This window comes from Kitasatospora sp. NPDC088783 (genome assembly GCF_044750705.1).
In the GTDB taxonomy this organism is placed as follows: domain Bacteria; phylum Actinomycetota; class Actinomycetes; order Streptomycetales; family Streptomycetaceae; genus Kitasatospora; species Kitasatospora fiedleri.
Map to the genome: position 1 here is coordinate 67,281 of NZ_JBIVKJ010000021.1, position 25,257 is coordinate 92,537.

General features: G+C 74.5%; 20 protein-coding genes and 1 tRNA gene. 13 read left to right on the forward strand and 8 right to left on the reverse strand.

The window, feature by feature from the left end:
- Positions 1-29: 29 nt before the first annotated feature.
- The 8 genes from ACIP60_RS34480 to ACIP60_RS34515 all read left to right on the forward strand — a co-directional run bounded on the left by ACIP60_RS34480 (position 30) and on the right by ACIP60_RS34515 (position 10,798).
- A complete protein-coding gene (locus ACIP60_RS34480; protein ID WP_400692518.1) occupies positions 30-1,388 on the forward strand; it encodes a hypothetical protein in 1,359 nt (452 codons plus the stop codon).
- On the forward strand, positions 1,381-3,846 hold the full coding sequence (locus ACIP60_RS34485) for a tetratricopeptide repeat protein (RefSeq protein WP_400692439.1): 2,466 nt from the start codon (positions 1,381-1,383) through the stop codon (positions 3,844-3,846). Before ACIP60_RS34480 ends, ACIP60_RS34485 begins: the two co-directional genes overlap by 8 nt.
- 2 nt (positions 3,847-3,848) lie before the next feature.
- Positions 3,849-5,138, forward strand: a complete 1,290-nt coding sequence (locus ACIP60_RS34490) for a PP2C family serine/threonine-protein phosphatase (protein WP_400692521.1) — start codon at positions 3,849-3,851, stop codon at positions 5,136-5,138.
- A 38-nt stretch (positions 5,139-5,176) separates the two neighbouring features.
- Positions 5,177-6,505 (forward strand): VWA domain-containing protein, encoded by a 1,329-nt coding sequence (locus ACIP60_RS34495; RefSeq protein WP_400692442.1) that lies wholly within the window; start codon positions 5,177-5,179, stop codon positions 6,503-6,505.
- Positions 6,506-6,548: 43 nt separating this feature from the next.
- Entirely contained in the window at positions 6,549-8,063 is a 1,515-nt protein-coding gene (locus ACIP60_RS34500) for an FHA domain-containing protein (RefSeq protein ID WP_400692445.1), read from the forward strand.
- A 198-nt stretch (positions 8,064-8,261) separates the two neighbouring features.
- A complete protein-coding gene (locus ACIP60_RS34505; protein ID WP_400692447.1) occupies positions 8,262-9,179 on the forward strand; it encodes an ABC transporter ATP-binding protein in 918 nt (305 codons plus the stop codon).
- The gene (locus ACIP60_RS34510) at positions 9,176-10,306 is read left to right on the forward strand and encodes an ABC transporter permease (RefSeq protein WP_400692449.1); all 1,131 of its coding nucleotides are present in this window, start codon (positions 9,176-9,178) and stop codon (positions 10,304-10,306) included. Before ACIP60_RS34505 ends, ACIP60_RS34510 begins: the two co-directional genes overlap by 4 nt.
- 81 nt (positions 10,307-10,387) lie before the next feature.
- Positions 10,388-10,798, forward strand: coding sequence for a globin (locus tag ACIP60_RS34515; RefSeq protein ID WP_400692452.1), 411 nt, complete (start codon positions 10,388-10,390; stop codon positions 10,796-10,798).
- 51 nt (positions 10,799-10,849) lie between these two features.
- Here the strand turns inward: ACIP60_RS34515 and ACIP60_RS34520 are convergent, their stop codons facing one another.
- The 5 genes from ACIP60_RS34520 to ACIP60_RS34540 form a co-directional block, all read right to left on the reverse strand.
- The gene (locus ACIP60_RS34520) at positions 10,850-11,542 is read right to left on the reverse strand and encodes a hypothetical protein (RefSeq protein ID WP_400692454.1); all 693 of its coding nucleotides are present in this window, start codon (positions 11,540-11,542) and stop codon (positions 10,850-10,852) included.
- A gap of 44 nt (positions 11,543-11,586) precedes the next feature.
- A complete protein-coding gene (locus ACIP60_RS34525) occupies positions 11,587-12,030 on the reverse strand; it encodes a thioesterase family protein (RefSeq protein ID WP_100840325.1) in 444 nt (147 codons plus the stop codon).
- 115 nt (positions 12,031-12,145) lie between these two features.
- Entirely contained in the window at positions 12,146-13,810 is a 1,665-nt protein-coding gene (ettA, locus tag ACIP60_RS34530; protein ID WP_400692457.1) for an energy-dependent translational throttle protein EttA, read from the reverse strand.
- Positions 13,811-14,023: 213 nt separating this feature from the next.
- Positions 14,024-15,457 (reverse strand): Cys-Gln thioester bond-forming surface protein, encoded by a 1,434-nt coding sequence (locus tag ACIP60_RS34535; RefSeq protein ID WP_400692459.1) that lies wholly within the window; start codon positions 15,455-15,457, stop codon positions 14,024-14,026.
- A gap of 271 nt (positions 15,458-15,728) precedes the next feature.
- Positions 15,729-16,370 (reverse strand): single-stranded DNA-binding protein, encoded by a 642-nt coding sequence (locus ACIP60_RS34540; protein WP_400692461.1) that lies wholly within the window; start codon positions 16,368-16,370, stop codon positions 15,729-15,731.
- A 749-nt stretch (positions 16,371-17,119) separates the two neighbouring features.
- Here ACIP60_RS34540 and ACIP60_RS34545 point away from each other — a divergent pair.
- A tRNA-Arg gene (locus ACIP60_RS34545) sits at positions 17,120-17,192 on the forward strand.
- Positions 17,193-17,297: 105 nt separating this feature from the next.
- Here the strand turns inward: ACIP60_RS34545 and ACIP60_RS34550 are convergent.
- Positions 17,298-17,912, reverse strand: coding sequence for a TetR/AcrR family transcriptional regulator (locus tag ACIP60_RS34550; RefSeq protein ID WP_400692463.1), 615 nt, complete (start codon positions 17,910-17,912; stop codon positions 17,298-17,300).
- A gap of 50 nt (positions 17,913-17,962) precedes the next feature.
- Here ACIP60_RS34550 and ACIP60_RS34555 point away from each other — a divergent pair, with 50 nt between their 5' ends.
- Both ACIP60_RS34555 and ACIP60_RS34560 read left to right on the forward strand, forming a co-directional pair.
- Positions 17,963-18,523: a GNAT family N-acetyltransferase gene (locus ACIP60_RS34555; RefSeq protein WP_400692465.1), complete on the forward strand. Its 561-nt coding sequence runs from the start codon at positions 17,963-17,965 to the stop codon at positions 18,521-18,523.
- Between the two features lie 178 nt (positions 18,524-18,701).
- Positions 18,702-19,538 (forward strand): enoyl-CoA hydratase/isomerase family protein, encoded by an 837-nt coding sequence (locus ACIP60_RS34560; RefSeq protein WP_400692468.1) that lies wholly within the window; start codon positions 18,702-18,704, stop codon positions 19,536-19,538.
- 128 nt (positions 19,539-19,666) lie between these two features.
- On the opposite strand, the gene ACIP60_RS34565 is transcribed toward ACIP60_RS34560, so the two are convergent.
- Positions 19,667-20,884 (reverse strand): acyl-CoA dehydrogenase family protein, encoded by a 1,218-nt coding sequence (locus ACIP60_RS34565; protein WP_400692471.1) that lies wholly within the window; start codon positions 20,882-20,884, stop codon positions 19,667-19,669.
- 155 nt (positions 20,885-21,039) lie between these two features.
- On the opposite strand from ACIP60_RS34565, the gene ACIP60_RS34570 reads away from it, so the two are divergent.
- The gene (locus ACIP60_RS34570; RefSeq protein WP_400692474.1) at positions 21,040-21,696 is read left to right on the forward strand and encodes a TetR family transcriptional regulator; all 657 of its coding nucleotides are present in this window, start codon (positions 21,040-21,042) and stop codon (positions 21,694-21,696) included.
- Positions 21,697-21,801: 105 nt separating this feature from the next.
- Positions 21,802-23,010: a glycoside hydrolase family 5 protein gene (locus tag ACIP60_RS34575; RefSeq protein ID WP_400692477.1), complete on the forward strand. Its 1,209-nt coding sequence runs from the start codon at positions 21,802-21,804 to the stop codon at positions 23,008-23,010.
- 73 nt (positions 23,011-23,083) lie between these two features.
- Here the strand turns inward: ACIP60_RS34575 and ACIP60_RS34580 are convergent, their stop codons facing one another.
- Positions 23,084-25,111: a M3 family metallopeptidase gene (locus ACIP60_RS34580; RefSeq protein WP_400692480.1), complete on the reverse strand. Its 2,028-nt coding sequence runs from the start codon at positions 25,109-25,111 to the stop codon at positions 23,084-23,086.
- Between the last annotated feature and the right edge of the window lie 146 nt (positions 25,112-25,257).

Genomic DNA, 25,257 nt, shown 5'->3' on the forward strand with positions numbered 1-25,257 from the left:
CCGCGTTGGCTGGAACGACCCGCCCGGTGATGAACCGTGAGGAGGTCGATCGCGCGCTGGCCCGGCTGGGTGCCGAGCGCGACGCGGTCGAAGCGGCACTGCTGGCGCTCCAGGACCACCCGGGGCTGCGGCTGTTGACCGGTGCCGAGCTGTCCGGGCGCACCCGGGAGCGCTGGGAGGTCGCCGAGGGCGGCGTCGCCCTGCTGTGGGCGCTGTTCGACCGCTACGCGGAGGCGCTGGCCTCCGCCCGCGCGGTGCGCTCCCGGCGCACCCGGCCGACCGCCGCCGAACTCGCCGAGCTCGCCGAGCTGCTCTCCGGCCGCTCGGTGACCGTCTCCGGCGGGCGGCTGCCCCACCCGTCGGGTCAACTCGGCTCCTCGGCCCGGCTGGTGGAGCAGGTCACGCTCGCCGAACTGCTGGATCGGATGAACGGCTGGTACGCGGTGGTGGTCGAGGTGGTGAGCGCCGTCGACGCGGTCTGGTCGGCGCTGCCCGCCCGGATCGACCTGCTGCTGGCCGAACTCGGCCGGGTCCAGATGCTCGCGGTCTCGGTCGGGGTGCGCCCCGGCGGGCACCCGCTGGCCGACGACCTCGCCGACCTGGCCCACCACCTGGGCGCGCTGCGCGCCCAGGTGGTGGCCGACCCGCTCGCGCTGTGGCGTCCCAGCCGGGTGCCCGCGCAGCGCGGCCGGGCCGACGAGGGCACCACCTGGGCCTCCCCCATCGGTGTCGTCGACACCGCCGGGTTCGACCGGATGGGGCGCCGACTGGACGACATACGCGTCGAGTTGGAAGGGCTGCTGCGGCTGCGCGACGAGTCCCACGAGCGGCTCCAGCAGGTCGCCGACCTGCTCCAGCGCGCCGACCTGACGCTCGCCGAGGCCCGCCGGGCCCGCGGCGAGGTGCTGGCGAAGATCGCCTCGACCGAGGTGCCCGCCGTGCCCGGCCCGCACTCCGGGCTGCGCGAGGCGATCGGGCAGGCCGTCGAGTTCCAGCAGACCGGCCAGTGGTACCGGCTCGGCCCGCTGCTGGACGCGCTGGAGGACGCCGCCGCCAAGGAACTCGGCCGGGCCCGGCAGTCGCTCACCGAGGTCGCCCAGCCGCTCGCCGTCCGGGCCGAGCTGCGCGGACGGCTGGAGGCGTACAAGGCGATGGCCGCCCGGCTCGGCCTGGCCGAGGACCCCGAGGTGGTCGAGCGCTTCGAGAAGGCGCGCTGGCTGCTCTGGAGCGCCCCGTGCGACCTGCGGGCGGCGGCCGAGGCGGTCGGCCGCTTCCAGCAGGCGCTGCGCGCGTCCGAACGGCAGTCGCCACCGCAGGCGCGTCAGGAACCGGAAACGCCGTCGCCGCAGGTCCAGGACACCGAGCAGGGGGAGGACACCGATGGCTGACGCATGCGCCCGCACGGGCTGCGCCGGGGAGATCGACGCCGACGGGTACTGCACCGAGTGCGGCCTCGCCCCCGAACGGGGCACCACCCCCTCGGCGGCCTCCGTCGCCCCCGCTCCCGGTGGTCCGTGCGGGCGCGGCGACTGCCCGGGCACCGTCGACCCGGACGGCTACTGCGACGAGTGCGGCCTCGCCGCCGCACATGCCGTGAAAGCACCCGCCCCGCTCCCCGGGCCGCGCAGCGGTTCCACCCCGTCCGGCCCGGCGTCCTCCGGCCCGGTGTCCCCCGGCCCGGCCCCGTCCGGCTCCGCGCCGTCCGGCCCGGGTGCCTCGGGTGCCTCGGGTGCCTCGCGCGGTTCGGCCGGCCGGTCCCGGTCGAGCCGTTCGGCGCGCGGCGGTTCGGTGTCGGTGCGCAGTTCGCGGGGCGGCACGGGCACCGCCCGGCGCGGCAACCTGGGGGCGGGCCTGGTGGCGATCGCCCCGGTGCCGGCCGCGGACCCGGCGCGGGCGGTGCTGGCGAACCCGGAGGTGCCGGAGCGCAAGCGCTTCTGCTCGCGCTGCGACCAGCCGGTGGGCCGGGAGAAGGACGGCCGGCCGGGCCGCCCGGAGGGCTTCTGCACCAAGTGCGGCACCCCGTACTCGTTCAGCCCGAAGCTGGGGCGCGGCGACCTGGTGGGCGGCCAGTACGAGGTGATGGGCTGCCTGGCGCACGGCGGCCTGGGCTGGATCTACCTGGCGGTGGACCGCCGGGTGAACGACCGCTGGGTGGTGCTCAAGGGCCTGCTGGACACCGGGGACGAGGACGCGCTGGCGGTGGCGATCGCCGAGCGGCGGTTCCTGGCCGAGGTCGACCACCCGAACATCGTCCGGATCATCAACTTCGTCGAGCACCCGGACGCCCGGACCGGCGTCGCCGACGGCTACATCGTGATGGAGTACGTCGGCGGCAAGTCGCTGAAGGACATCGCCGACGAGCGCCGCGCCGCGGACGGGCGGCGCGAGCCGCTGCCGGTCGAGCAGGCGCTGGCGTACGCGCTGGCGGCGCTGCCCGCGCTCGGGTACCTGCACGCCCGCGGGCTGGTGTACTGCGACTTCAAGCTGGACAACGTGATCCAGTCGGACGACATGCTCAAGATCATCGACCTGGGCGCGGTCCGCCGGCACGACGACGACGGCCCGATCTACGGCACCGTCGGCTACCAGGCCCCGGAGATCGCCACCGCCGGCCCCTCGCCCTCCTCCGACCTGTACACGGTGGCCCGCACGCTGGCCGTGCTGACCTTCGACTTCCACGGCTACACCGACCACTGGCGGCACGAACTGCCGGGCCCGGACGAGGTGGAGGTGTTCGCCCGCTACGAGTCCTTCCACCGCCTGCTGGTGCGCGCCACCGATCCGGACCCGGCCCGCCGGTTCGGCTCCGCCGAGGAGATGGCGGGGCAGCTGATCGGTGTGCTGCGCGAGGTGCTGAGCCTGCAGGACGGGCAGGCCAGGCCCGCGCCCTCCACCCTGTTCGGGCCGGAACTGCGGGTGGTCGACACCGAGTTGGCCGAGCGTCCGCCGCAGGCCCGGGCCGCCGCGCTGGCGCTGCCCGCGCCGCTGGCCGACCCGGCCGACCCGAACGCGGGCCTGCTGGCGGCGCTGCCCGCCGCGCCCGCCGAGGCGCTGGCCGTGCTCCGGGCGGCCGGCGCCGGCTCGACCGAGCTGCGGCTGCGGGAGCTGCGCACCCACCTGGAGCTCGGCGACGCCGCGGCCGCCGCCGGGGTGCTGGCCGCCCTGGAGGCCGAGCACCCCGGCGAGTGGCGGGTGGTGTGGCACCGGGGGCTGACCGCGCTCGCCGCCGACCGGGCCGCCGAGGCCCGCGACTCCTTCGAGGCGCTGTACGACGCGTTCCCCGGCGAGAGCGCGCCCAAGCTGGCGCTCGCGGTCTGCGCCGAGCTGCTCGGCGACACCGCGGCCGCCGCCGGGTACTACGCCCTGGTCGGCACCGTGGACCGGTCCTTCGTGAGCGCCGCGTTCGGGCTGGCCCGGGTCCGGCTCGCGGACGGCGACCGGGCGGGCGCGGTCGCCGCGCTGGAGGCCGTGCCGGAGAGCTCCGCGCACTGGACCGCCGCCCGGATCGGCGCGGTCCGGGCCCGGCTGCGCGGCCGGGCCGCCACCGAGCCGCTGGCCGCCGAGCTCGCCGAAAGCTCCGACCGGCTGGCGGCGCTGACCCTGGACGCCCGGCGGCACGAGGAACTCGCCGTCGAGGTACTGGATTCGGCGCTGAACTGGGTGCTGGCGGGGGCCGCCGGGAAGCCCGCCACGCTGACCGTGCTGGGACATCCCGCCGCGGAACGGGAACTGAGGCTCGCCCTGGAACACTCCTACCGAATGTTGGCGCGGTTGTCCGACCGGGCCGAGACGAGGATCGAGTGGGTGGAACGGGCCAACCGGGCCCGCCCCAGGACATGGGTGTGAGCATGCCGCAGCAGACCGAGTGCCCGAACTGTGCCGAACCGCTGGGGCCCCAGGACGCCTTCTGCGGGGCCTGCGGCACCGCCCTGACCGGACCGCCGACCCTGCGCGACCTGCCCGTCGTGCCCAGCTGCCCGCACTGCGGCTCCGCCGAGCTCGCGGACGGCTGGTGCCAGCGCTGCGGGCAGGCCCAGCCGCGCGAACGCGACCACCAGGAGCTGGAGTTGACCGGCGTCGCGGCGGTCTCCGACCGCGGCCTGCGGCACCACCGCAACGAGGACGCGTTCACCGTCGCCGCCGCCGAGGGCCCGGACGGGGCGCCCGCCGTGCTCGCCGTGGTCTGCGACGGGGTGTCCTCCTCGTCCCGCCCGGACGAGGCGTCCGCCGCCGCCGTCACCGCCGCCGCCGACTCGCTGGTCGCCGCGCTGGCGGTCGGCCGCGAGCCCGGACAGGCGATGCGCGAGGCGATCGGCGCCGCCAACCGGGCCGTCACCGCGCTCGCCCACGACGGCACCGCCCCCGACGGCCGGCACAGCAACGCGCCGGCCTGCACCTACGTGAGCGCGGTCAGCTCCGGCGGCCTGGTCACCATCGGCTGGGTCGGCGACACCCGCGCCTACTGGATCCCGGACGACCGCGAGTCCGCCGAGCCGTACCGGCTCACCGAGGACGACTCCTGGGCGGCCCGGATGGTCGCCGCCAACCTGATGGCCGAGGCCGAGGCGTACGCCGACCCGCGCGCCCACGCCATCACCGGCTGGCTCGGCGCCGACGCCGAGGACCTCGACCCGCACACCGTCAGCTTCACCCCGCACGTCCCCGGGGTGCTGCTGATCTGCACCGACGGCCTGTGGAACTACGCCGAGGCCGCCACCGACCTGGCGTTCTTCGTCCGGACCGACGCCCGCACCGAACCGCTGGCCACCGCCCAGGAGCTGGTGCGGTTCGCGGTCGAGCGCGGCGGGCACGACAACATCACCGTCGCGGTGCTGCCGATCGACCCGCCGACCGCGCCCGCCGTCCACGACGCCACCCTGCTCGACGTGCCGCTGCCGCGCGCCGCCGACCCGGACGCCACCGTCCCGCTGCGCCCGGTCGCCGCTGCGGTTCCGGCGGCCCCCGCCGCACCGCCGGCCGCACCGCCCGCACCCGTCGCCCCGCCCGCGCCCGTCACCCCGCCGGCCGCACCGCCCGCACCCGTCGCCCCGCCGCTGCCCGCCGCCGCGCCGACCGCCACCGTGCCCGATGCCGCCGCGCCGGCCGGAGCGCCGGGTGCCGGACCGGCCGGGAACTGACCTTCCGACCCTCCGCGCCCTCGACAGGAGCTCTCCGCATGGCCTCGTTGTCCAAGCCAGACGCGCCCCGGTTCGACGTCGACGTCTTCCAGAACGAGTACCTCGCCCAGGGCGCCCGGGAGGTCAACGCCATCGTCACGGTGACCGCGACCGGCGGCGGCACCTCCGGCGGGCGCCCGATCGGCGTCTCCGGGCCGGACGCCGCCGTGGTCCTGGTGATCGACTGCTCCGGCTCCATGGAGCACCCGGACGGCAAGATGCGGCACGCCCGCGAGGCCACCGCCGCCGCCATCGACGAGCTCCGCGACGGCGTCGCCTTCGCGGTGGTCGCCGGCACCCACGAGGCGGGCGACGTCTACCCGGGCGACGGCCGGCTCGCCGTCGCCGACCGGTCCACCCGCGAGCAGGCCAAGGACGCGCTGCGCCGGCTCAGGCCGTCCGGCGGCACGGCGATCGGCAGCTGGATCACCAAGGCGCGACAGCTGTTCGCCTCCCGCCCGGAGGCGTCCATCCGGCACGCCGTCCTGCTCACCGACGGCCGCAACGAGCACGAGCGGCCCGCCGACCTGCAACGCGCCCTGGACGCCGCCTCCGGGTACTTCACCGCCGACTGCCGCGGCGTCGGCACCGACTGGGAGGTCGCCGAGCTGCGGAAGATATCCTCCGCGCTGCTCGGCACCGTCGACATCGTCGCCGAGTCCTCCGGCCTGGCCGAGGACTTCCGCGCGATGATGTCCGCCACCATGGGCAAGCAGGTCGCCGACGTCGCCCTGCGGGTGTGGACGCCGGCGAACGCCCGGGTGAAGTTCGTCAAGCAGGCCGCCCCCGCCGTCGAGGACCTCACCGGCCGCCGCACCGACGCGGGCACCCGGGCCGGGGACTACCCGACCGGTTCCTGGGGCGACGAGTCCCGCGACTACCACGTATGCGTGGAGGTCCCGGCCGCCGCCGTCGGCAGCGAGATGCTGGCCGCCCGGATCAGCCTGGTCCTGCCGCACCCCGACGGCACCGCCGAGGTGCTCGGTCAGGGGCTGGTGCGCGCCGTGTGGACGGACGACCTGGCCTCCTCGACCCGGATCAACCCGCAGGTCGCGCACTACACCGGGCAGGCCGAGCTGGCCGACGCCATCCGCGGCGGCCTGGAGGCCCACCGGGCGGGCGACTTGGACCGCGCCACCGCCGAGCTGGGAGCCGCCGTCCGGCTCGCATACGCCAGCGGCAACGAGGGCACCCTCAAGCTGCTGCGGAAGGTGGTGGACGTGGTCGACGAACGGGAGGGTACCGTTCGGTTCCGTAAGAACGTGAGCGAGGCCGACTCGATGACACTCGAGACCCGGTCGACCAAGACCGTGCGCGTGAAGAAGTGAGCCGGACACCCGCCGGACCCGAACCTGCTGGAGTGGGGACCTGATGCCGATCTGCCCTAGGGGACACGAGTCACAGGCCGAGGACTGGTGCGACTACTGCGGCTTCCCGATGACGCCGCCGCCCGGCTTGGCGATCCCCGGTTTTCCGAACGGTCCGGCCCAGCCCGGCGCCCAGGGCCAGCCCGGCGCCCAGGGCCAGCCCGGTGCCCAGGGCCAGCCCGCCGGCGGCCAGCACCGCCCCGGCGGCCCCGCCGCGCCGCCGTCGGCCCCGCCCGCGTACACCTCCTCCGGCTACCCGCCGGTCGGCCCGGGCAGCACCCCGCCGTCCGGCACCCCGGCCGGTGGCGGCGGCTACTTCGAGCCGCGCCGCACCCAGACGCCGCCCGCCGGCACGCCCACCGGGCCCGCCGCGGGCGCCCCCGGCGGGCCCGGTGCCCCCGGCCCGTACGGCGCTCCGCCGCCGCCCCCGGCCACCACCGGCCTGGTCACCTGCCCGATCTGCCGCAGCCCGCAGACCGGCCGGTACTGCGAGGAGTGCGGCTACGACTACAACCTGGCCACCTCCGCCCGCCCGCCGGGCACCGCGCCCGCCCCGCAGCAGCAGCATCACCACCAGCAACAGCAGCAGCAGGGCTACGGCTTCCCGCCGCCCGCCGCCGCGCCCCCGGCCCCGCCGACCGGGTTCGACCCGCCGGCCCCGCCGCAGTCGCCGTACGAGCGTCCGCAGCAGCAGCCGCAGCAGCACCAGCAGCCGTACGAGCAGCAGCGGGCCCCGTACGAGCAGCCGCACGCCCAGCAGCAGCCGTCGCAGCCACCGCAGTCGCCGCAGTCGCTGTACGAGCGTCCCCAGCAGCAGCACCAGCAGCCGCAGCAGCACGCCCCGCAGCAGCACCAGCCGCCGTCGCCGTACGAGCGGCCCGGCTACCCGGGTGCGCAGGCCGCCCAGGCCGCGGCCTCCGCGCCGTCCGCGCCGTCGTTCGACAAGCCCTCGGCCGCGGGGTTCCCGGACGTCGACTACGAGCGCACCGGCCCGGTGTACGCCGAGCCGTCCGCTCCCCCGGCGGGCCACCGCTCGCAGCCCGGCCCGGACTCCGGGACGTCGTTCCGGCTCAACCCGCCCGGGCAGCCGGGCGGCGCGCCGCAGCAGCGGTCCACCTGGTTCGCCGTGGTGGCGCCCGACCACGACTACTTCACCGACATGATGACCCGCAGCGGCCCGGAGGCGGCCGGCCTGTACTTCCCGCAGTACACCTCGGAGCGGCGGATCCCGCTGACCGGCCGCGGCCAGCTGCGGATCGGGCGGCGCAGCCAGCAGCGCGGCACCGTGCCGGAGATCGACCTGTCGGTCGCCCCGGAGGACCCGGGCGCCTCGCACCACCACGCCCTGCTGGCCGAGCAGCCGGACGGCAGCTGGGTGGTGGTCGACCAGGACTCCACCAACGGCACCACCATGAACGGCAGTCCGGACACCCTGCCGCCGCACACCGCGATCCCGCTGAACGACGGCGACCGGATCCACGTCGGCGCCTGGACCACCATCACGGTGCACCTGGCCTGACCCCGCACCGGCGGCCAGCCCGCCCGACAGCCGGGCAGCCGGACAGCCGGACCGCGTGCTGACGCGGCGTCACAACCGGCCCGTGCCGGGGGAGTTCGCCCCCCGGCGCGGGCTGCCGCATCCGCCCGGCCGTCCCGGAAGCTCAGGATTCGCACAAAAATGCTCGTGGGGCGGCCCCGACCGCCTACGCTTCGCCCCATGAGCGATGCAATAACCGCTGACGGGATCCGGAAGCGGTACGGGGATGTCCAGGCCGTGGACGGGGTCTCACTCTCCGTCAGGACTGGCGAGTTCTACGGCCTGCTCGGACCGAACGGCGCCGGCAAGACGACCACCTTGGAGATCCTGGAGGGCATCCGGGAGGCCGACGAGGGGCGGGTCGAGCTGCTCGGCCTGTCGCCGTGGCCGCGCAACCCGAAGCTGCTGCCGCGGATCGGCGTGCAGTTCCAGGCGTCCGCGTTCTTCACCAAGCTGTCCGCGCGCGAGACCATCCGCACCTTCGCCTCGTTCTACGGCATCGGCCCGAAGGCCGCCGACGCGATGCTGGAGCGGGTCGGCCTGACCGAGTCCGCGAACGTGCTGACCGACAAGATGTCCGGCGGCCAGGCCCAGCGCCTGTCCATCGCCTGCGCGCTGGTGCACGACCCGGAGCTGGTGTTCCTGGACGAGCCGACCACCGGCCTCGACCCGCAGGCCCGCCGCAACCTGTGGGACCTGCTGCGCGACATCAACGCCGAGGGCCGCACCGTCCTCCTGACCACCCACTACCTGGACGAGGCGGAGATCCTCTGCGACCGCGTCGCGGTGATGGACCACGGCAGGGTGCTGAAGACCGGTGCCCCCGCCGCGCTGGTCCGCGAGATCGACGACACCGTCCGGGTCCGGATCGAGTCCGGGCAGTTGAGCGCCGAGCTGGCCCGCGAACTGCTCACCGCCGCGGGCGCGGTGTACACCAACCTGGAGGACGACAGCGTCACGCTGGCGCTGTCCACCGCCGAGCCCGGGCCGGTGCTGTCCGTACTGGCCGAGCAGAACGCGCTGCGCGGCCTCGAAGTCCGCGGCGCCACCCTGGAGGACGTCTTCCTCCAGCTGACCGGACGGGAGTACCGGGCATGACCGCCACCGAACAGGCCCGTACTCCGGCCCCCGCGCCCGCCGGCGGGGGCGAGCGCGAGCGGGCCAACGCCTTCGTCGGCCTCTCCCGGGTGATGCTGCTGGGCTTCGTCCGCGACAAGGGCACGCTGTTCTTCACCCTCGCGCTGCCGCTGATGTTCCTGCTGCTGTTCGGCGTCCTCTACAAGGGCGGCGGCAGCACCCACGTGAAGGTCGCCGAGATCGGCCGGGTCAAGGTGCTGGACGAAGCCCGGGCCCACGCCGAGGGCGCGCTGGAGGCGCTGGAGATCACCACCGACCTGAACGAGGCGGACGCCCTCGCCAAGGTCAGGAAGGGCGACCTGGACGGGCTGGTCACGGAGCAGCCGGACGGCACCCTGGTGCTCCGCTTCAGCCAGGCCGACCAGGTCAAGTCCGCCACCGTGCAGGGCATCGTCAACGCCCTGGTGCAGGGCGCCAACCAGGCGGCCTCGAACGTCGCGCCGAAGTACACCCTGGACGCCTCCAAGGTGGAGGACGACTCGACCAAGCCGATCCAGTACCTGACCCCGGGCCTGCTCGCCTACGCCGTCGCCATGGGCGCGGTCTACGGCGCGTCGTTCACCCTGGTCACCTGGCGCAAGAAGCGGGTGCTGCGCCGGCTGCGGCTGGCGCCGATCTCGGCGGGCACCATCGTCGGCGCCCGGGTGCTGGTCAGCGTGCTGGTCGCGCTCGCCCAGACCGCGCTGTTCCTGCTGGTCGCGCAGATCGACTACTTCGGGCTCAAGCTCACCGGCAACTGGTGGCTGGTGTTCCCGCTGGTGGTCTGCGCCACCCTGGCGTTCATGTCGATCGGCCTGGTCACCGGCTCGCTGGCGAAGACCGAGGAGTCGGCGAACGGCATGAACCAGCTGATCATCCTGCCGATGTCCTTCCTCGGCGGCGCGTTCATCCCGCTGGACTTCGCCCCGGGCTGGCTCCAGGACATCTCCCGGGCGCTGCCGCTGCGCTACCTGATCGTGCCCGCCAAGTCGGTGCTCAGCCAGGGCGGCGGCCTGGCCGAGGCGCTGCCCGCGATGGGCATCCTGCTCGCCTTCACGGCGGTGCTGTGCGCCGTCGCCTGGCGCTTCTTCAACTGGGACGACGCGTAGCCGCTCCACCGCCCCGGGACGGGGGTCGTACGCCGGAAGTCCCGGTGTACGGCCCCCGTCGGCGTCTGCGACCATGGACGGGTGACTGACACCGGGCGCGAGACCACCACCGCACAAGAGGAGACCTTCTACCAGCAGGTCGGCGGCGAGGCGACCTTCCGCAGGCTGGTGCACCTCTTCTACCGCGGTGTCGCCCAGGACGAGCTGCTGCGCCCGATGTACCCGGAGGAGGACCTCGGCCCGGCCGAGGAGCGCTTCGCCCTGTTCCTGATCCAGTACTGGGGCGGCCCGCGCACCTACAGCGACCGCCGCGGCCACCCCCGGCTGCGGATGCGGCACGCCCCGTTCCGGGTCGACCGGGCCGCGCACGACGCCTGGCTGGGCCACATGCGCGCCGCCCTGGACGAGCTGGCGCTGCCCGCCGAGGCCGACCGCGAGCTGTGGAACTACATGACGTACGCCGCCGCCTCGATGATCAACACCGCGGGCTGAACACCCCGCCGGAGCGCTGAGGTCCGGAGCGTCGCGGCCCCGCGGCACGGTTCAGCGCAGCGGGCTGAGCCCCAGGCCCGCACCGGGCGCGGCCGCCGTGCGCAGCACGACGGACCCGGCGGGCGCGTCCAGCCGCAGCCAGGCCCCGGCCCGGTGGGCGGAGAGCGGGGTGCCGGGGCGCAGGAACCCGATCGCGTGCGCGGCGTGCGCGGCCCGCAGCGGCAGGCCCTCGGCGGCGCCCAGCGGCCGGGACCAGATCTCGTCGGCGATCGCGTCGACCGCCTGCCTGGTCCGGTGGTGGTCCGGCACCTCGGCGGTGCGCCGCTTGAACTCCTCGACGGCGGCGAGCACTTCGCCGACCACCCGGTCGACCGGCGGCTGCCCGAGCGGCTGCCAGCCGGAGCGCGGCGGGAGCAGTCCGGCCCAGGCCGGGCCGGTGACCGGCGCGGGCAGCCCGAGGGCGGCGCCCGCCTCGTCCACCGACTCCAGCAGCTGCCCGGCGGAGACGGTCAGGTCGGCGGCCGTGTCGAGCCCGGCCAGCCGCACGGTGCGCACCGCGAGCACCGCGGCCCCGCCGAGCGGCAGCCGGCCGAAGACCGCCAGCACCCCGCCGCCGTCCGCGCCCGGCACCGCCTGGAGCCGGACCGCCGCGGCCCGGTCGAAGCGCAGCAGCCGTCCGAGGAAGGCGCTCAGGTCGGCGCCCTCCCGCCGGTCGGCGAGGTCGAGTCGGGTCTGCACGGTCACCGGGGTCAGCTCGTTTCGTCAGCGGCGGGTGTCGGCTCGTCCCGTCAGGCGGCGCAGCCGGCGGGCTGCTCGTCCATGAAGCGGCTCAGGAACTCCCGCTCGACGGGGCTGATCCGGCGCGGCCGGCCCTCGGCCAGGTTGTAGGGGACGACCACGGTGGAGGCGGTGACGTACACCGTCTCGGTGCCGTCGGCGGCGACGTCCTTGATCTCGTAGGAGACGGTCAGCGAGGCGCCGCCGATCTTCGTCACCCGGGTCTCGATGGTGACCGGCTCGGGGCGGTGCACCAGCGGCCGCTTGTAGTCGATCTCGTGGCGCGCCACCACCGAGCCGCCCGCGAACTCACCGGCACCGGCCTCGGCGGCCTGGGTGAACATGAAGTCGATCCGGGCCTCCTCCAGGTAGCGCAGGAAGACCACGTTGTTCACGTGGCCGAAGGCGTCCATGTCGGACCACCTCAGGGGGCAGGCGTAGATGTGGCGAGCCACGGCGTTCTCCTCGAATTCTCCGTACCCGTGGGTATCCGTGCGGGCAGCCTACGGGCGGGCGGCCCGGCAGCCCGCCCGCGGGGGCAGTCTGCCGGGCCGGGGTTGCGCCCGGGTGTCAGTCGCGGGTCAGCTTCTTGTAGCTGGCGCGGTGCGGGCGGGCCGCGTCGGCACCGAGGCGCTCGACCTTGTTCTTCTCGTAGGACTCGAAGTTGCCCTCGAACCAGAACCACTTGCTCTCGCCCTCGTAGGCGAGGATGTGGGTGGCCACCCGGTCCAGGAACCAGCGGTCGTGGGAGATGACTACGGCGCAGCCGGGGAACTCCAGCAGCGCGTTCTCCAGCGAGGACAGGGTCTCGACGTCGAGGTCGTTGGTCGGCTCGTCGAGGAGCAGCAGGTTGCCGCCCTGCTTGAGGGTCAGCGCCAGGTTGAGGCGGTTGCGCTCACCGCCGGAGAGCACGCCGGCCGGCTTCTGCTGGTCCGGGCCCTTGAAACCGAACGCGGACACGTACGCCCGGGACGGCATCTCGACCTGGCCGACGTTGATCCAGTCGAGGCCGTCGGAGACGACCTCCCACAGGGTCTTCTTCGGGTCGATGTTGGAGCGGGTCTGGTCGACGTAGCTGATCTTGACGGTCTCGCCGACCTTGACGGTGCCGCTGTCCGGCGTCTCCAGGTCCTGGAGCATCTTGAACAGGGTGGTCTTGCCGGCGCCGTTGGGGCCGATCACGCCGACGATGCCGTTGCGCGGCAGGGTGAAGCTCAGGCCGTCGATCAGGATCTTGTCGCCGAACGACTTGTGCAGGTCGTCGACCTCGATGACGACGCTGCCCAGGCGCGGGCCCGGCGGGATCTGGATCTCCTCGAAGTCCAGCTTCCGCATCTTGTCCGCCTCGGCCGCCATCTCCTCGTAGCGGGCCAGGCGGGCCTTGGACTTGGCCTGGCGGCCCTTGGCGTTGGAGCGGACCCACTCCAGCTCTTCCCTGAGCCGCTTGGCGCGCTTGGCGTCCTTCTGGCCCTCGACCTTGAGGCGGGTCTGCTTGGTCTCCAGGTAGGTGGAGTAGTTGCCCTCGTACGGGTAGGCGCGGCCGCGGTCGAGTTCGAGGATCCACTCGGCGACGTTGTCCAGGAAGTACCGGTCGTGGGTGACGGCGACGACGGTGCCGGGGTACTTCTCCAGGTGCTGCTCCAGCCAGTTCACCGACTCGGCGTCCAGGTGGTTGGTGGGCTCGTCGAGCAGCAGCAGGTCGGGCTGCTCCAGCAGCAGCTTGCAGAGCGCGACGCGGCGGCGCTCGCCGCCGGAGAGCTTGGTGACCGCCCAGTCGCCGGGCGGGCAGCCCAGGGCGTCCATGGCCTGCTCCAGCTGGACGTCGAGGTCCCAGGCGTTGGCGTGGTCCAGGTCCTCCTGGAGGGTGCCCATCTCGGCGAGCAGTTCGTCCGAGTAGTCGGTCGCCATCAGCTCGGCGATCTCGTTGAACCGGTCGAGCTTGGCCTTGATCTCCTTGACGCCGTCCTGGACGTTCTCCAGGACCGTCTTGGACTCGTCCAGCGGGGGCTCCTGCTGGAGCATGCCGACGGTGAAGCCCGGCGAGAGGAAGGCGTCGCCGTTGGAGGGCTGGTCGAGGCCCGCCATCATCCGCAGCACGGTCGACTTACCGGCGCCGTTGGGGCCGACGACGCCGATCTTCGCCCCGGGGAGGAAGCTGAGCGTCACGTCGTCAAGGATGACCTTGTCGCCGTGTGCCTTGCGCACCTTGCGCATGGTGTAGATGTATTCCGCCACGTTGAGATCGCTCCGGCGTCGTCGTGAGTAATCGGCTTGCAGCCTTCCATTGTGCCGTAAGGCCGGGACCGCCCCGAACGCCCGGCTGGGCGCCCGCGGGCCCGCCGGGCCGCCGGCTGCGGGGGCCCGGTACGCGAACGGCCCCGCCGCCCGGGCGGGCGGCGGGGCCGTCCCCCGGCCGGCGCGGAGGCCGGGCGGGTTTCAGCTCGTCGTTCAGGAGGTGCGGCTGTGGCGGCCGCGGCGGCGCATGCCGTAGACCGCGGCACCGCCGGCGACGAGCAGCACGCCGGCCAGGGTGGCGGTCAGGCCGGTGCCCATGCCGCCACCGGTGGAGGCCAGCTCGGGGCCGGTCGGGCTGGGCGACGGCACCGGGGAGGCCGGGGCCGAGGCGGACGGCGTCGGGGTCTGGGTGGCGCTGTCGGTCTTGCAGTTCAGCAGGCCGGTGAACTGCTTGGAGAAGCCGCCCGGGCCGGTGACGGTGAAGTCGTACTTGGTGTCCTCCTCGACCGGCAGGGTCACGGCCTCGGTGCCGTTCGGCTTGACCGTGTGCTCCTTGCCGCCGACCTTGAAGGTCGCGGGCTGGTCGCCCTTGTTCCCGAGGGTGACCACCAGGGCGCCCTTGGTGCAGTCGATCGCGGCGTCCGCGGTCGGCACCGCGCCCTGCGGCGCCCAGGAGAGCGTGGCGAGGGCGTTGACCTTGACCTTGTCGGCACCGGCCAGGATCAGGGTCTGGCTGTGCTTGCCGTTGTCGTCGCCGACGAAGGCCCGGCCGAGGTTGATGGTCGCGGTGGCGTCGGCGCTGACGGTCGCGGTGCCCGCGTCGGTGCCGGCCGGGACCTTGGCGAACAGCTGGTCGCCGCTCTTGGCGTTCTTCACCGCGGCGCCGTTCTTGTCGACGAGGGTGACGCCCGCGTCGGTGCCCTTCTTGTCCAGCGCGACGGTGACGTTGTCGGTGGTGCCGCCGGTGGTGACGGTGATCGGGCCGAGCAGGTCACCGCTCTTGCCGGCCACCGAGCCGGGGTTGAGGGCCAGCGAGGGCTTCGGCTCCTCGGCGCCGCCCTTGGCGTCGGCCTGGGCGATCAGCCAGTCGGTGAACTTCTTGGTCTTCTCGTGGTCGTCGCTCTGCTTGGTCGGCACGTTCGGGTCGGAGTAGTGCCAGATCGCGACCTGGGTGGCCGCGGCGGCGTCGTCCTTGGTGAGCCCGGCGATGCCGGAGGCCTTGCTGAGCGCGCCCTCGTCGACGTTCGGGAAGGAGTGCTCCAGCAGCCACTGGATCTTCGGGCCGGCCTTGGCCTTGGCCTTCTCCGGCTGGGACAGCGAGGTCGAGGCCCAGTCGGTCTCGTGGTAGGTCGCGTCCTTGAGCGTGTCGTTGAGCAGGTCGATGCAGTACACCTGGAGGACGGTGTCGGTGCCGATCACCTTGAGGCTGAACTGCCCGGCGGTGACCGGGAGCCAGCGACCGGGGCGGACCTCGTGCTCGATCTGCTCCCCGTAACGGATGCCGCCGTCCAGCTTCGCCTTGACCCCCGTGGCGGGGTCGGCCGCAGCCGCCGTACCGGCCGCGAGCAGGCCCGAACCGACCGTGAGGCCGGACGCGAGCATGACAGCGACGATGCGGGAGACGGCCCGCCCCTGCTTGTGGAACATGTGGGATCCCTCCGGGCGGCGACGTGCCTTCTGGCAACCCGCCCCCTGCAAAGCGGCACCCCTGTGGCACCGCTGCACGTGTGTGAACCAGACGCATCCTATTGACACGACCCGACCGCTCCAGGCCCGTAGCGAATCAGGACAATATCGTGGCTGTTCTGTTATCAAGGAGCTGGTTGCCGGAGCGAGTTGATGAGTCGACATAAAGCCACGAGGCGCCTCCGCGGCAATCAGGATTGCACTCCCCGGCTCAAGAAGTGCCCCGATTAGGTCAGTTCAGAACCCCCTCCGCCACATCCGCACCCCCTTCCCCAGCCACCCCACCGGCTCCGCCCCCGGTCTCGGCGGCCTCCTCCGCCCGGCGCCGGGCCGCGACCGCCGCCACGATCCAGTCCGGAACCGCCTCCTCCACCAGCCGCACCGCCCGCTGCCCGCCCTCCGCCGGCGCGGGCACACGCGCGGGCACGGACGCGGGCACGGACGCCGACCCAGGCACGGACGCGGGCGCGGATGAGACGGCCGCCGAACCGCCGCGCACCGGCTCCGACTTGCCCTCCAGCGCGCGCCGGAACACCGAGGTGCCCCGCACCAGGTCGTGGCCGACCGAACGGGCCTCGATCTCCACCTCCGTCCGCCGGCTCCCCTCCTCACCCCACTCGCGGACCCGCAGCCGCCCGCTCACCAGCAGCGGATCCCCCTTGTTCACCGAACTGACCAGGTTGACCGCGAGCCGCCGCCAGGCCACCACCGTCACCCAGGTCGTCTCGCCGTCCGTCCAGTCGCCGCGCTCGCGGTCGTAGCGCCGCTCCCGCGCGGCGAGCCGGAAGTTCGCCACCGGCACCCCGCCGGACGTCTCCCGGTACGTCACGCCCGACGCGGCGTTGCCGACCATCGTCACCAGTGCCTCGTCCATTCCTACTCCTCCGCTCCCGGCCGTGGCGGCCGACGGTCCCTCCCGGCGGAATCCCCGCCGGGAAAGATCCTCCGCCTTCCGGGAAATCCGCACCAAGGCCTTCCGCACCCCTGTGGAAAACCCGGCCCTGTGGAAAACCGGAGTAACTCCCACGAGTGAATTCACGCGCTTTTCGGTCGGAAATTGACCATTTGAATGCCGTGCCCACGACAACAATCCGAGCACCCCGGACAAATGCCGCCCCGCGCCCGCATCCGGACCCGCCCCGCGCTCCCCCGGCCCCGATCCGACCCCGACCAGACCCCGGCCCCGCACCCCGTCCACCGCAAGGACCGTTCGGACACCTGCGCCGACCACCCCTTCCGGTGACCGCCCGCACACCCTCCGGACACCCCGGGTCCAGCGGCGAAACCACGAACGGGTGGCCCGCGACTCGCCCCGTCCATGTCATCCGACCGATGGAACCCCTAAACGCGCCCCCACCCGCGGCCCGCTCCGGGCGATTGCCCCCGCCGAATCCATAACGGGTGGGGTCGCAGCCCCGTAACGACTGCACAACGTCCCGCTCCGAGAGCCGGTAGACCGCTGCACTCCACGGGACTACCTGCGATTATCGGACCGCCCCGCGGAGGCCGACACACCCCGGTCCGGTCTTCGAAGTCCAGGGGGCGGAACTGAACACCCGTATCCTGTCCCGGAACATCCCGTCCCGGCCCAGGCCCGGCAAGCGGGCCGACGTCAGCACCCCGGCCCCCATAGCTCAGCGGATAGAGCACCCGCCTTCTAAGCGGTAGGTCGCAGGTTCGAATCCTGCTGGGGGCGCCCACACACTCCGACCGGCCGCGACACCACCGGACGAGCCCTCCCGCACCGCACCCGGCACGCACCGGCCCACCGTCTCGTCCCGCCTGCCCGTTCCCGGCGGGGTCACTCCTCCCCCGCCGCCAGGTCCGCCAGGAACCCGTCCAGCAGTGCGCGTTGGCGCGCCGGCGGGAACTCCGCGGGGGCGAACAGCGCCTGCACCACCAGCCCGAGGACGAAGGACTGCGCCCGCGCGGCGAGGTCCTCGGCCGGGCGGCCGGCGGGCAGTTCGCCGAGTTCCTGGGCCTCCGCGCAGAGTTCGGCCATCCGCCGGCGGGCCCGGCGGTAGCGCTCGGCGTGCTCGGCGGTGAGCGCGTCGTCGCCGAGGGCGGCGTCCCAGGAGCCGACCCAGACCCGGTTGTCGGCGGTCCCCTGCGCGTCCAGCGGCAGGACGTCGAGCAGCACGGCGCGCAGCACGGGCAGGCCGCGGGCGCCGGCGGCGGCCTCGGTGGCGGGCCGGTGGCGCTCGGCGGCCTGCTGGTCGAGGACCTCCAGCGCGTGGGCGACCAGCGCCCGCTTGTGCGGGAAGTAGTGGGTGAGCAGGCCGGTGGAGGCGCCGAGTTCGGCGGCCACCGCGCGCAGGGTCAGTCCGCCGAAGCCGCGGTCGGCGAGCACCCGCCGCACCGCCTCCGAGACGTCGCGCCGGCGGGCTTCGTGATCGCCCCGTGCGGGTGGAGTCATGCGCGCTAGGGTACCTACCAAACGTTTGTTATGTACCCGAGGGGATGCCGATGTACGCCGTAGCGCTCGCCGAGGACGCCGAACTGCGCCCGCTGGAACCGTGGCAGGCCGCGGAGTTCCTGGAACACATGGACCGGGCCCGGGCCGGGATCGATCCGTGGATTCCGTGGGCGACCCGCAGCACCGATCCGGATTCCGCCCGCGCGACGCTGCAGAAGTTCGCCGAGAAGCAGGCCGCCGACACCGGCCGGATCCACGGAATATGGCTGCGCGGAACGCTGGTCGGCGGCGTGATGTTCGTCCAGTTCGACGCGGCGGGCGGGGTCTGCGAGATCGGCGTCTGGACCGAGCCGGCCGGGCAGGGCCGCGGCCTGGTCTCCGCCGCCGTCCGCCACCTGCTGGACTACGCGCTGCTCGAACGCGGCCTGTACCGCGCCGAGTGGTGGAACAGCACGGTCAACCTGCGCAGCCGGGCCGTCGCCCGGCGCCTGGGCATGACGCTGGACGGCACCCTGCGGGGGCACACCGAGCACCTGGGCGTCCGGCTGGACCTGGAGGTCTGGTCGATGCTGGCCCCGGAGTGGCGGGCCGCCCGCACCACCGCCGGCTGACCCGCCGCCCTCGCCGCCCGCTGACCCGCCGCCCTCGCCGCCCGCTGACCCGCCGCCCTCGCCGCCCCGCGAGCACCGCCCCCGCCCCGCCGCCCGGTTGACGCGGATCACATGGCCCGCCCCGCGCCCGCGTGAAAGGCTGACGGCCCGTCCGGCACCGTCCCCCGAGAGGCCCGCCATGCCCACCGTGCCCGCGCGCACCGCCCATCCGCTCGACCGCCGGGGCCCCGGGGACGTCGAACTGCCCACCGGCGCGGCGGGCCTGCGCTGCTGGGTCGGTCCGGACCGGGTGGCCACGCTGCTGCTGGAGCGCCCGGAGCGGCGCAACGCGGTGACCGGCGCGATGTGGCGGGCGCTGCCGCGGGTGCTGGCGGTGCTGGCCGCCCGCCCGGACGTCCGGGTGCTGGTGCTGACCGGTGCGGGCGGCGCGTTCTCGGCGGGCGCGGACATCGCCGAGCTGGCCGAGGTGTACGCCGACCCGGCGTCCGCCGACGCCTACCACGCCGGGAACGTGGCCGCGGAGGAGGCGCTGGCGGCGTTCCCGCGCCCGACCCTGGCGGTGGTGCGCGGCGCCTGCGTGGGCGGCGGCTGCCAGTTGGCGCTGGCCTGCGACCTTCGGCTGGCCGCCGAGGACGCCCGGCTCGGCATCACCCCGGCGAAGCTGGGCGTGGTCTACCCGGCGGTCCCGACGCTGCGGCTGGCCGCGCTGGTCGGCCCGGCCCGGGCCAAGTACCTGCTGTTCTCCGGCGCATTGCTGCCGGCCGCCCGCGCGGAGCTGTTCGGCCTGCTGGACGAGGTCGTCCCGTCCGCCGAACTCGACCACCGCGCGCGGGAGTTCGCCCGGCTGCTGGCCCGCCGCTCGCCGCAGACGATCGGCGCGGTGAAGGCCGTACTGGCCGCCGGCCCGGCGGACGCGGCGGCCGCCCTGGCCCCCTGGGAGCGCGCGTCCCGGACGTCCCCGGACGTCCGGGAGGGCCTGGCCGCGTTCCTGGAGCGCCGCGAACCCGAGTTCTGACCCGCCCGCGGAGCCGGAGACCGCCCCGGCGCGGGAGGCCGCCCGGCGCGGCGGAGCGCCCGGCGGTGGCGGCGGTACTGGTGGGTGCCGCCACCGCCGGGCCGTTCGTGTCCCGGGGGGCGGGCCGCTCAGCGGATCGGCGCCCCCGAGATCGCCCGGGCGATGACCAGGCGCTGGATCTCGCTGGTGCCCTCGAACACGGTGTAGATGGCGCTGTCGCGGTGCATCCGCTCGACCGGGTACTCGCGGGTGAAGCCGTTGCCGCCGAGGATCTGCATGGCCTGCGCGGTGACGAACCTGGCGGTCTCGCCGGCGTACAGCTTGGACATCGAGCCCTCGGCGCTGGTGAACGGCCGGTTGTTGACGGCCATCCAGGAGGCCCGCCAGACCAGCAGCCGGGCGGCGTCGATCCGGGTCTTCATGTCGGCGAGCTGGAAGGCGACGCCCTGGTTCTCGATGATCGGCTTGCCGAACTGCACGCGGGTCCCGGCGTAGTCGAGGGCGACCTCGTACGCGGCCCGGGCGATGCCGATGGCCTGCGCGCCGACGGCGGGGCGGGAGGCTTCGAAGGTGGCCATCGCCGCGTTCTTGCCGCCGCCCCTGGTGCCCTCGCGGGCCCGGGCGAGGCGGGCGTCGAGCTTCTCCTTGCCGCCGAGCAGGCAGTGGCCGGGGACGCGGACGCCGTCGAGGACGACCTCGGCGGTGTGCGAGGCGCGGATGCCGTGCTTCTTGAACTTCTGGCCCTGGCTGAGTCCCTTGGTGCCGGGCGGGATCACGAACGAGGCCTGGCCGCGGGAGCCGAGTTCGGGGTCGACGGTGGCGACCACCACGTGGACGTGGGCGATGCCGCCGTTGGTGGCCCAGGTCTTGGTGCCGTTGATCACCCACTCGTCCTTGGCCTCGTCGTAGACGGCGCGGGTGCGCAGCGCGGAGACGTCGGAGCCGGCGTCGGGTTCGGAGGAGCAGAACGCGGCGACCTTGACGTCCTCGGGGGTGCCGAACATCTGCGGGGCCCAGGTGCCGATCTGCTCCTCGGTGCCGTTGGCGAGCACGGCGACGGCGGCCAGCGTGGTGCCGGTGATGGCCAGCGCGATGCCGGCGTCGCCCCAGAACAGCTCCTCCATGGCGATCGGGATGCCGACGCCGGACGGGTCGAAGAACTGCTGGGCGTAGAAGTCCAGCGAGTAGATGCCCAGCTTGGCGGCTTCCTGGATGATCGGCCAGGGGGTCTCCTCGCGTTCGTCCCACTCCGCGGCGGCGGGGCGGATGACGTCGGCGGCGAAGCCGTGCAGCCAGTCGCGGACGGCGATCTGGTCCGGCCCGGGGTCGAGCGAGAAGGTGGTCATGTCGGCCTCCAGGAGACGGTCGTGCGGGCCGGAGGGTCCACGCCACTGCGCTGTTACCTCCGGTAACATGGCGGCGAGTCTGCTACCGATAGGTAACCGGTGTCAACGCCCGCCGATCCGCCGATCCGCCTACCCGCCCGCACGAGGAGCAGCGCATGACCACCGACCCCCGCACCGGCCCGCCCGCCGACCCCCGTACCGCCGCCCGCACCGAGCCCCGCCGCGAGCAACTGCTCAACGCCGCCGACCGGGTCGTCCAGCGCGAGGGCCCGGGCGCCAGCATGAACGCGATCGCCGCCGAGGCCGGCATCACCAAGCCCATCCTCTACCGGCACTTCGGCGACCGGAACGGCCTGATCGGCGCGCTGACCCAGCGCCACACCGCCGGACTGCTGACCGCCGTCCGCGCGGCGCTGAACGAGCCGCTGGAGCGCCGCGACCGGGTCGAGCACGTGCTGGACGTCTACCTGGCGGCGATCGAGTCCCGCCCGCAGGTGTACCGGCTGCTCACCCACCCCGAGCCGGGCGACCCCACCGGGGCGGGCAACGCGCTGGCGCCCGCGCTGCGGCAGATCGCCGAGGAGATCACCCGCGCCATCCAGCAGCAGGTCGACCTCGGCCAGGACGGCCCGCTGCTCTCCGAGACCTGGGGGCGCTCGATCACCGGCATGGTGCTGGCCGCCGGCGACTGGTGGCTGGAGACCCGCCCCTGCCCGCGCGCCCGGATGGTGCAGGCCCTCGCCGACCTGCTGTGGGGGCGGCTCTCCGCCGCCGCCGACCTGCCGCCGATGCTGGCCGCCCCGGAGTCCTGATCCCCGCACGCCGCGCCGAACATGAGCCTGTCTCACCTCTTGTGCGGCGGGGGCGGCTCCGGCAGGATCGGCGCACCCCGCCCCCGCCCGCCGTGAGGTGCCCCCGTGCGCGTCCTCCGCTCCGCCGCCGCCCTGCTGCTCACCGCCGCCGCCGTCCTCGGCACCGTCTCGGCCGGCCCGCCCGCCGACCCCGGCCGGTCCGCCGCCCGCGGCCCGGCCGACGCCCGCGAGGTCTCCGCCACCACCCTCGCCGACGGCCGCACCGTCCTCACCGGCCGCCGCGGCCGGGTCCTGGACCTGCGCGGCTTCAACCTCGACAAGTACGACGAGACCACCGAGGCCGACCTGCGCGCGCTCTCCGCCGCCGGCTTCCGGCTGGTCCGGATCGCGGTCTCCTGGTCCCGGCTCGAACCCGCCCGCGGCCACTACGACCGGGCCCAGCTCGCCCGGCTGCACCGGCTCCTGGACTGGGCCGCGAAGTACCGCCTGTACGCGGTGGTCGACTTCCACCAGGACGTCTACGGCCAGCACTTCCTCGGCGGCGACGGCGGCGCCCCCGCCTGGGCCACCCGCGACGACGGCCTGCCCTTCACCCCCGACCCGGACGACTGGTTCGCCGGCTACTTCCAGCCCGCCGTCCAGGCCGCCTTCCGCCACCTCTACGACGACCCGGACCTGCGCCGCGCCCAGGCCGACCTGTACACCACCGTCGCCCGCGAACTGCGCGGCGCGCCCGCCCTGCTCGGCTACGACCTGTTCAACGAGCCCTTCGGCCCGGTCGCCGGCGACCCCGCCGACCCGGCCGTCCTCGCCGCCGCCTCCGCCGCCCTGGAGCGGGGCCGGCTCGCCGCGATGTACCGCCGTCTGATCACCGCCGTCCGCCGGGCCGACCGCGACGCCTGGCTGTTCGTCGAACCCACCGTCCTGGTCGGCCAGGGCGTCCCCACCCGCCTGCCCGGCTTCGCCGACCCCCGCCCCGGCGCCGACCGGATCGGCTACGCCCCGCACTTCTACGACACCGCCGTCGAGGCCGGCCGGGACTGGGACCCGTCCGGCGGCTTCGTCGAGGCGTACACCGCCGCCGTCACCGCCTACCCCCGCGCCCACCGGCTGCCCGTCCTGGTCGGCGAGTGGGGCCCGCCCTCCGCCGCCACCCCCGGCAACGCCGAGCTGATCCGCCGCCAGCTCACCGCCATGCGCGCCTTCGCCGCCGGCTGGACCATGTGGTACTGGTGCCGCGGCGACGGCGGCTACTGCGCCCTCACCCCCGACGGCCGCCCGGCCCCCGGCTACGGACCGGTCTTCACCGCCTAGCCCCACCCCGCACCCCCGCACCCCCGCGCCCCGGCCGGGGCGCGGGGAACCGCCCGGACGACCGGGCGCGCCCCTAGTCGAGCCCCCGCCGGACCAGCAGCGGCCCGATCTCCGGCTCCCGCCCCAGCACGTCCCGCACGCACTCCAGCGCGTCCCGGCTCCCGCCCCGCGACAGCAGCCGCTCCCGGAACAGCTGCCCGCTCTCCCGCGCGTCGCGCCCGCCGGAGCCGAACCACTCCACCGTCTCCGCGTCCAGCACCTCCGACCAGATGTACGCGTAGTACCCGGCGCTGTACCCGTTCGAGAACACGTGGTTGAAGTACCCGGTGCGGTAGCGCGGCGGCACCGCCGCGACCGCGATGCCCGCCTCGGCCAGCGCCCGCGCCTCGAACTCCTCCGCGTCCGCGACGACCGGGTCGTCCGCGCCGCGGGTGTGCCAGGCCCAGTCGAGCAGCGCGGCCGACAGGTACTCGACGGTCCGGAAGCCCTGCCCGTAGTTCTCGGCGGCGAGCATCCGCTCGACCACGGCGGCGTCCAGCGGCTCGCCGCTCTCGTGGTGGCGGGCGTAGTTGGCCAGCACCTCGGGCCGGGTCATCCACATCTCGTTGACCTGGGACGGGAACTCGACGAAGTCGCGCGGCACCTCGGTGCCCGAGAACGACGGGTACTCGACGTCCGAGAACAGCCCGTGCAGCGCGTGCCCGAACTCGTGGAACAGGGTGCGCACCTCGTCCCAGCTGAGCAGCGCGGGCTCGCCGGGCGCCGGGCGGGCGATGTTGAGGTTGTTGACGACCACCGGGCGGGTGCCCAGCAGCCGCGACTGGGCGACGAGTTCGTTCATCCAGGCGCCGCCGCGCTTGGACTCGCGGGCGTGGAAGTCCCCGATGAACAGGCCCAGCGCCGAGCCGTCCGCGTCGAACACCTCGAAGACCCGCGCGTCGGGGTGGTACGCGGTCAGGTCGGGCCGCTCGGTGAAGGTCAGCCCGTAGGCGAGCCCGGCCGCGAAGAAGACGCCGTCGCGCAGCACCCGCTCCAGCTCGAAGTAGGGGCGCAGCGCCGCGGTGTCCACGTCGTAGCGCTCGGCGCGCACCTTCTCGGCGTAGAACGCCCAGTCGTGGGCGGCCAGGTCGTCGATCCCGTCGACGGCCGCGGCGGCCGTCAGGTCGGCGGCCTCGCGCTCGGCGTTGGCGACGGCGGGGGCGACCAGCCGGCCGAGCATCGCGCCGACCGCCTCGACGGTGCCGGCGGTCTCGTCGGCGACCACGTACGAGGCGTGGGTGGGGTGGCCGAGCAGGGCGGCGCGTTCGGCGCGCAGCGCGGCCATCTTGGCGGCGAGCGGGCCGTTGGTGTCCAGGCCGCGGCTCAGCGAGGCGGTGAGCAGGCGGCGGCGCAGGTCGCGGTCGGTGAGGCGGGCGAGTTCGGTCTGCTGGGAGAAGTTCTTCAGGCTGAGCACCCAGCGGCCGTCCCGGCCGAGCGCCCGGGCGTTCTCCGCGGCGGCGGCGATCTCGGCCTCGGGCAGGCCGTCGAGGGCGGCGGCGCTGTCCACCGCGACCGCGCCGGCCAGCGAGGCCGCGTGCGTGTTCCTGCGGAACGCGGCGCTGTCGGCGGCGAGTTCGGCGTTGATCGCGCGCAGCCGGCGCTGGCCGTCGGCGTCCAGGCGGGCACCGGCCCGGACGAAGGCGGTGTGCCGGCGCTCCAGCAGGCGCAGCGACTCGGCGTCCAGGCCGAGGCCGTGCCGGGCCCGGTGCAGGGCGTCGAGCCGGGCGAACAGCGCCGGGTCGAGGTGGATCGCGTCGGCGTGCGCGGCCAGCAGGGGGCTGATCTCGGCGTCGAGCGCCTGGACGCCGGGGGTGGTGTCGGAGGAGTCCTGGTTGAAGAAGACCGCCGTCACCCGGCGCAGCACCGCTCCCGAACGCTCCAGCGCCACCACGGTGTTGTCGAAGGTCGGCGGCTCGGGGTCCGCGGCGATCGCGGCGACCTCGGCGAGCTGGTCGGCCATGCCCCGCTCGAAGGCCGGGCGGTAGTGCTCTTCCCGGATCTCGGCGAAGGGCGGGAGCTCGTACACCAGGGCGCTGGGCGAGAAGAAGGGATTGTCGCTCATGTCGGCGAGATTACGGGCCCCCGGGCGTCGGCGGAACACTGGCACGGCAAGCCGCCGCCCGGCCCCGCCCCGCGCGCCCCACCCGCCCCGGCCCGCACCCCTCCCCCTGGCCCGCGCACCCCCCTCCGACCGCGTACCCCCCGGCC